Origin of the sequence: Gilliamella sp. Pas-s27, from assembly GCF_009795865.1 — a bacterium.
In the GTDB taxonomy this organism is placed as follows: domain Bacteria; phylum Pseudomonadota; class Gammaproteobacteria; order Enterobacterales; family Orbaceae; genus Gilliamella.
This window is the reverse complement of sequence record NZ_WTEW01000046.1, coordinates 1-4750: the sequence shown is the minus strand read 5'-3', so window position 1 is coordinate 4750 and position 4750 is coordinate 1. Positions and strand designations below refer to the sequence as shown.

Annotated in this window: 3 protein-coding genes; 1 reads left to right on the top strand and 2 read right to left on the bottom strand. The window is 36.7% G+C overall.

Annotated elements, in window-relative coordinates:
• Window positions 1-426 precede the first annotated feature (426 nt).
• Window positions 427-2136, bottom strand: coding sequence for a LeoA/HP0731 family dynamin-like GTPase (locus GQ589_RS11190; protein WP_160426236.1), 1710 nt, complete (start codon window positions 2134-2136; stop codon window positions 427-429).
• 9 nt (window positions 2137-2145) lie between these two features.
• Complete coding sequence (locus GQ589_RS11185; RefSeq protein WP_237399227.1) at window positions 2146-4284, bottom strand: GTPase; 2139 nt, start codon at window positions 4282-4284, stop codon at window positions 2146-2148.
• Window positions 4285-4482: 198 nt separating this feature from the next.
• On the opposite strand from GQ589_RS11185, the gene GQ589_RS12605 reads away from it, so the two are divergent.
• Window positions 4483-4683, top strand: a complete 201-nt coding sequence (locus tag GQ589_RS12605; protein ID WP_370519443.1) for a transposase — start codon at window positions 4483-4485, stop codon at window positions 4681-4683.
• The last annotated feature ends 67 nt before the right edge of the window (window positions 4684-4750 follow it).

Genomic DNA, 4750 nt, shown 5'->3' with positions numbered 1-4750 from the left:
TATTTTGCTCATCGGACACGCATTTTGTTAAAATGAAAACCGATGAGTAATAGGTGTCTGTCAGGTTAAGTTTGAGCTACTACACTTTATGATAAAAGCGGAAGTGATTTTAATAGTAAAAAGTACTATTTTTTGAGTTCTTAACAAAATTACAATGCTATGTAGAGACAATTCTCGATAGTGATCGTTCTTACATGTTAAAAACATAAATTGGAGTGGGAAACGAGGTTCGAACTTTATATGTAACCTGCTATAAATAATAACAAATATAGCTCAAAAAAACAAGGGATTAATCTTTTGTTTTTAGTTCATATAGAAAGTTTCCTTAATAATGTTAAAATAACCCTCTACTAAAGCGAGGGTAGATCAATCCGTATTGCTAAACGATTTGCTGTCAGATGTATATTAAAATTTCGCTCAGAAATATCAATACATGGCTTGAATTTCGTAGCGTAAATTTATGATCTCATTTAGTTGAACACGCAATGCATTGACACTATCTGATTTATTTTCAGATTGTGAACGTATTTCATGAAGGGCCTCATCGATATTTTTGAGAGGCAGATTAAAGCCGATATCTAGCAATTTATCAAGCTTTTCGTCGATACTCTTACAAGCGGTATCGCTGTATTCTTTAAAGTTCTTACGAATCTCCCGTTTTACTTTAAGCATCTCTTTTGCATACTCGGACTGTTGATAATCATCATATATTTGCATTCCTACCCCAAGAAGAGCCATAGCTGGACCTAGAAATTTTGCACCTTTTCCGATTTTATCCGCTATTTTTAATGCTTCCCAAGCTTTGAACTTGTAGCCAAAGAAACTACCTATCTCTTTAATAGTGCTGTGTAATGCACTACCCGAAACTGATTTAAGGCCTGTTTTAGATGCATCACCAATAGCGCTTTTTGCAAGGAAAGAGAATCCTTTCTCTGCAGATTTTGTCATACTCTGACTGAGAGCACTGTTAAGTTTCAAGGGGTCGTCCATAGAGACACTATCAACTTTGCCTTGTTCAATTTCAGGATTAAAACTCTTTGCCGCTTTTAGAGCTTCAAAGATCTTCAAACTAGCAGGGCTATTCGCCAACTCGACTAACTCAGCTTCAAGATCTGATAGGCACTCGCCTACAGTCATTTGTAACTCACTCAAAGTAGAATTTATGAGTTGCTCACATTCGTAAATTGAGTTGTCCTGTACCTTTTCAAACTCTTCCTGCTCTCCCCCTAAAGCGTCAGCAAGCCTATTTCCATGCTCAATAATCTGACCATTAAGTTTGTCTAAATATGCTCCGATTTTTTTTATCAGATCACGCTTGTTAGTTTGGAAAATACGTTTGTTTTGAGTGAGCAGGCTAACTATACCCTTTTGTAGTGGGTCAGAAATGGTTAGCTCGTCAATTTTGGACTCCAGTTTGACTTGAAGTTGTTGGAGTGGCGTCGTTAATCTAGCGTATAGGCCACGTTGCGCGACAAAATCATCAATAGATTTTATGAACCCTTCAGCATTAGAAAGTGCCAACAGCTCTTGGCGTTCTTGCTCGTCTTCCTCATCTAAAGCATCAAAGAATGACTGCGCATCAGTGAATACGATAGGGAAGTCTTCTGGAATTTTTGGTTCAAGCACTTGCGTGATGCCCAATATCTTTGTCTCTTTATCAGCCGAGTCGCTTTCAAACTTATTGATGACAATCATTATGTCCTTTGCACGACCTTGATTAAAGCAGAGGTCACGGAAGGCTGCACCTACGATATTGTCGAAAAGTTCATTGGTAATTACATATACCAATAGGTCTGCTTTCGATATGGCTTCAAGAGCTTTTATATCATGTTGCTCACACTCACCAGCGAGAATTCCAGGAGTATCCCAGATATTTAATGATTTATGCTGATATTCAGTAACCACATCTGTTGTTACACCAGCTCCAACTTTGATGCTATCAATACCAGTCAACATTTTAATTAAAGAGGACTTACCAGCGCTGTACTGTCCAGCGAAAACAAGATTCAAAGAAGACAAATTAATATCAAGCTCTGTGGCTGTTGCGGTGGAACTACCAGTATTCCATAACTCATTACAACGCTGATAAAGGTTTTCGACTTTTTCTTTAAGAATAATGTAACTAATTTCCTTCATGACTCCTCCTTAAATTATGTTGAGAGTTATCTTACAAGAGCAAAAAGCGGCTACCATCTTGATTCGGCGATGGTCTTTTCCAATGATTTTATTAATATTCTCCTTCTTAGTAAAAATAGACACTTTATCCTGATCCGAAAGTTCAACCTTCTCTACAAGCCCCTTATAAAGATAGAAAATTTTTTTATCTAAGCTGGTGTTATACACTGCAATTATTTTTTCTCCCATGGCTTTACTCATAACCATAAGAAGCTCAGTGTTCTTGAAATAATCCGAGACCAAAAAGTAACAAGCATAACCAGGGACTCTCACCACTTTGATGAATCTTGGTAGGGAAAAATGTTGCTTTGTGATCATGTAAGCGACTTGATCTAGTAGACGGGAATTAATCTCGTGCTTCAAAATATAGAGTTGATTATCAGCTCTATCTAACACGTTTATGAATTCACTTAGGGACTGACAAAGAAGAGATAAATTATTTTCTGCAGGTATAATAATGGTTCGATGGATATGTGTTTCAAACCAATCTTCCAAATTGTTCTTTATTTTTTTCTTACTTGTTTCTATATCATCAAGTAAACTCTTACGCTGTTTAGACTTAGATTCTTTTAGCTTTTTAGCACGACTATCAGAAAAAAATGAAAATATTGAGAACACTGCAGTAATACCAAATGCTAGCCAGCCCACAGGATTCCAAGAATTAAAAAAGGCGATTGCGCTTACAACTCCAGCTATAGCAGATCCCCAACCATTTATACGCTTAAAATCAAACTCAGTGAAGCACTGCCCATTGTGGGCAACTTCAAAAGATAAGGTAATATCCAGCCCCTCATTCATTTCTCGATTAAAATCATAAAGATCCATCATCACCTGTTCTGCCAAAGCCCTCACCGATTGCTCAATCTTTTCTGTAATTTTAAAGCTATTGTAATGACAGTCCCAGGCTTCTGCTGCATTACTGTCCTCAATATGATCATCAACAAAATCCGCCACAGAGGCAATTAGTGGATTAAACGCAAGATCTACCTCCGTTGAGAGCAATCTTGGCACATCACGAAGAGTTTTTACCTTCCATTGGTGAATACGAGTAAGGCTATTTTCATACTGTGGCAAGAGCTTAGTAAAGTGATCTTTTTGATTTAGGATGAGTAAATATTGTTCATCGATATGATGAAGGCTCGAGTCAAGAAATGTCTGAACTCTACGGATCGGTCCGTTACTTTCCACTTCTTCAATAAGAGCACTAAGGACTATATCTATTCTACTCAATTCATGTAATTGAGAAGCCTCTTCGTCCTGAGCTGTAGTTGCTAAGAATGCGGCTTGAGCATGAATTGGAATAATTTGAACTGTGCTTGGATTAATGCCCGCACGGGTAGCAAGGATCTTTAATCGATCAGTATGAGCTTGAATATCTTCCTCTTTAAAAATATATTTTTCAGGGTTTTTCAATGCACGTCGACGGTTACCATCATTTTCCAGATCCTTTTTGATGTTCAACACAAATATTAAGGGCTTATTTAGCCTATGAACATATTCAAGTTCAACAAAAGTCGACTCTTGGATGCTATCGCTATTGAGCATAAATAGCACGATATCTGACTGCTCAATAATCTCTCGGGCAATATGTGAGTCCTCATGGCCATTATAGGCTCCAAAGCCGGGAGTATCGATTATCCTCAAGTTATTCCAGTAATATTCTTTAGTATCGCGCGTTGTCCTTTGCACTCCTTTACCAATAGTCTGACCATTCCCTCGAGTGATAGCCTCGCGAACAGTACTCTTTCCCGCCATTGTTCGACCAAATAACATAACACTGAAGTAATCAAGATTTTTTTTCTGCTTAGCAAGATTGGTATTTCGTTTCAATAGAAGCTTTCTATAGTCTATATTAAGATTTTGTCGTATATCAGTCAGACCATCTTCAACTATTTTATTCTCTAATAATGCTTGGCTAGCAGAGTCAATCACATAATGTAATTTTTTATTCAGCTCATCAATAATATTATCACATTGCGCGAAATATCCCTGAACAACATCATATTCTTGTCTAGCAATTTTTTTGCAAGTATTGAGAGAGGCTAAGTAGTTATTTTTGTCCTCTATTGGTTTGTGCACTTTGCGATTTTCTCCAGTTTTTGTAGGCAATTTATTAAACTATAATTACTATTCATTTTTAAATTGAACAGGAAACAAATAATTCAAAAATGAATATTTTTTGGACTGGTTATTATATGCTACAGTATATTTTAAAAATATTAATTTACTATATTTTACTTGGATAGGCTACACTAATTAGTACCAGTTTTATAAGGCCATTATTATGATAAACTAAAAATAAAAAAGATGACAACAATGGCAATCGATTCATCGCGAAGAGCAAAACGTAGCTTTACTAACGAGTTCAAAAAACAAATGGTTATGCTATATCAAAATGGTAAAAAACGTGCGGATATCGTCGCAGAGTATGACCTCACCAAATCAGCATTAGACAAGTGGATAACGCAGTACCAAACTACCAAATCGCTTAGTCACGGCATTGTCTAAGCAATTTCCTGCTCGGCTCATGCTAAAGGTAATTTGATAAGATGCTAATATCCGTTGGAACTGTTCA

Excerpts from the sequence above, each read along its gene's own strand:
- GQ589_RS11190 (WP_160426236.1), bottom strand. The coding sequence starts at position 2,136 with ATGAAGGAAATTAGTTACATTATTCTTAAAGAAAAAGTCGAAAACCTT.
- GQ589_RS12605 (WP_370519443.1), top strand. The coding sequence starts at position 4,483 with ATGACAACAATGGCAATCGATTCATCGCGAAGAGCAAAACGTAGCTTT.